Source organism: Xenorhabdus sp. PR6a (assembly GCF_028599065.1).
Lineage (GTDB): Bacteria > Pseudomonadota > Gammaproteobacteria > Enterobacterales > Enterobacteriaceae > Xenorhabdus > Xenorhabdus doucetiae.
This window is the reverse complement of the sequence record NZ_JAQRFJ010000120.1, coordinates 1-3,028: the sequence shown is the minus strand read 5'-3', so window position 1 is coordinate 3,028 and position 3,028 is coordinate 1. Positions and strand designations below refer to the sequence as shown.

Sequence of the window (3,028 nt, the reverse complement as noted above, 5' to 3'; positions counted from 1 at the left end):
TGGACAAGTCAATGGCTATCACATCCATTTAACTGAAAATCCTCACGGTCAGCCAGATAAACCTGAATGGCAGGGATATCGCCCTATCGGTATTTAAAGGATTAATTTAATAGGGTCAGCAGAGCATATTCTGCTGACCAACAATGGCAGCCATTAGCTTTGATTACGAACCAATAAATCCGCATTAATCTCCGAGATTGATCTCGCTCCGGTTAAGGTCATCGCCACCCGCATCTCTTTCTCAATCAGATCCAGCAAATTGGAAACCCCCGCTTCACCTGCCGCTGCCAACGCATAAACAAAAGCACGCCCCAATAACACACTATCTGCCCCCAGAGCAATCATTCTCACCACATCCAATCCTGTTCGAATACCGGAATCAGTAAGAATGGTAATCTCATTTTTGACGGCATCCGCAATCGCAGGCAAGGCGCGTGCCGTTGACAAAACCCCATCAAGCTGGCGTCCGCCATGATTTGAAACCACGATACCATCAGCGCCAAAACGGACAGCATCTTTAGCATCTTCTGGATCGAGGATACCTTTAATTATCATCGGTCCCTTCCAGAAATCACGTATCCACTCCAAATCTTTCCATGAAATGGAGGAATCAAAATTACTGCCTAACCAACCCATATAATCTTCCAATTTAGTCGGTTTACCACGATATACGGAAATATTGCCCAGATCGTGTGGCTTGCCCCACAATCCTACATCCCATGCCCATCGCGGATGCGTTATCGCTTGCAAAAGACGGCGCATAGCCGCATTCGGGCCACTCATACCAGAATGTGCATCCCGATAACGCGCTCCAGGAACTGGCATATCAACGGTAAATACCAAATTTTTGACTCCCGCAGCCTGCGCCCTTCCCAGGACATTGCGCATAAAACCACGATCTTTCAGTACATAAAGCTGGAACCAGATTGGGCGATCGATTGCGGGAGCGACTTCTTCAATCGGGCATACAGATACTGTCGATAAAGTAAATGGAATGCCTTTTTTGGCTGCGGCACGCGCAGCCTGTACTTCGCCGCGACGCGCATACATTCCTGTGAGTCCAACAGGCGCCAGTGCCACCGGCATTGACATTTTTTCTCCGAATAGGCTGGTTTCCAGACTCAATTCGGACATATCTTTCAACACACGCTGACGTAACTCAATATCAGATAAATCGGCGGTATTGCGTTTAAGGGTATGCTCTGCATAGGCTCCGCCATCAATATAATGGAACAGAAAAGGCGGTAACTTAGCTTGTGCTGCAACCCGATAATCAGTTGAAGCGGAAATAATCATAATATGCACCTTAATGTTGAAAAGTTATTCGCACAAGATCCTCACGTGGTTATTTTCACAGAATAAGAAATGATTAAATATTATCAGGCTTTCCAACACTAACAACAAAATCGTCAAAATAAGCATATTGTTCCACTGGTGGAGCCCAATCCAGCGTAGAACCGCCAAAAAAAGAACTCCATTTTATCGCATCAATGAAAACATCATTTTTATTTCTCAATTTGAGACTGTTTGTTCTAAAAACCTCTTGATTATCGACATATTGTATATAGATACCATCGTGTTTGCCGATATTATTTAGTTTTACATATTGTGTCAGGGTATACCACGTATTTTTCTTTAACGAAGTTTCTAATTTAATATAATCACCGCATCGTTCATTTTTTTCAGGATAATAGAGATAACCAAATAACTCGCCTGCTTTTCTCCACATCAAGCGACTACTAAAACCATCGAAACTGTCATTATCGATACAGCCTGATGGGTGATCGCCACCAGCCAAACCCGGTAGTTTTCCACCTTTAACCCACATAAATTCTTTACTGAACATCACTCTATATTGCAACCATAACGCTTTATGCACACCATGAATCGGTACATTAAATGAGGTTCCGGCCTCAGAGCCGACAGTATTGGCAAGATAAGTCAACTCTAATACTTTGTTTTTATCATTTTGAGGATCAATAACGATATTTAATTTTCCCTGATTAAGACCAGATGATAAAGTCGGTGAAATACCCCAGTCAGATTTGAAATCTTTGGCAGAATATTTTCCTATCTTGTATTCAAAGTCCACATGAACCAAATCACCATTATTGACATTAGAAGTAATGGGAGAATAATTTGGCACCATAATTAACTCCTTAGTAAATATATTTATACTGTCATACAAAACCCCAAACAGCATAAAGCAAGTTAAAAAAGAACCACAAAATATATTCTTATCTTGTCCCTGTTTAAAATGATAGTCAAATTTTATAGCCAACAAACCATATTTAAAATAACTCACTGGTCTTTTATATTTAATACCCCCCAGATTAAACCCAATAAACTGGAGGGTTATAAGATATCATTTATCTATATTTATTCTGATAACATATTTTGCAAAATATCATAAACAGGAGACAAACGAGTAAAACCATCCCTATCGAGAAAATGTCCAGCATTAGCAACATGAATCACTTCTGTTTGTAAAGCATGAGCCAGATCCAAAGAGGATTGTGGAGAAACAATTTGATCATTAGAAGAAATAAGCGAAATACGCTGTTTGGTTATTTGACGCAAGAAAGCATAGTCTAACGGCTCAACAGTAAAAGCATTCAATTCTGGTACGGTGATTTGAGGAGAGTCAAATCCAGAAACCAAAATATACCCACCAATATGAAGGTGCTGAGAACATATTGACTCTAAATGCCGTAATACCGCGATACAACCGAGACTATGACCAATAAAAACCGAATTTTTATCTGCCACCGGCACGATATCCATCAACATCTTAGCCCAGGATTCAGGTTTAGGGGCTGATGTGTCAGGCATTGCAGGTACGAACACTTCTGCACCTTGTTCGGTAAGTTTCTCTTTTAACCAAGGGAACCAATTAGATGAAGGTGAAGCAGTATATCCATGAATAATAATTATTTTTTTGCCAGAAAACTGACCGCTACTGCTTACTTTTTCTGATGCCATTGCTTTATCCCATTTAATCATTGAGCCATTTATGGAGGTAAGACAC

3 protein-coding genes are annotated in these 3,028 nt (G+C 40.7%); all 3 read right to left on the bottom strand.

The window, feature by feature from the left end; all coding sequences use genetic code 11:
- Positions 1 to 153 precede the first annotated feature (153 nt).
- A complete protein-coding gene (gene lldD, locus PSI15_RS17380) occupies positions 154 to 1,296 on the bottom strand; it encodes an FMN-dependent L-lactate dehydrogenase LldD (protein WP_273584615.1) in 1,143 nt (380 codons plus the stop codon).
- Positions 1,297 to 1,369: 73 nt separating this feature from the next.
- Entirely contained in the window at positions 1,370 to 2,149 is a 780-nt protein-coding gene (locus PSI15_RS17375; RefSeq protein WP_273584614.1) for a polysaccharide lyase, read from the bottom strand.
- A 230-nt stretch (positions 2,150 to 2,379) separates the two neighbouring features.
- Positions 2,380 to 2,982, bottom strand: a complete 603-nt coding sequence (locus PSI15_RS17370; protein WP_273584616.1) for an RBBP9/YdeN family alpha/beta hydrolase — start codon at positions 2,980 to 2,982, stop codon at positions 2,380 to 2,382.
- Between the last annotated feature and the right edge of the window lie 46 nt (positions 2,983 to 3,028).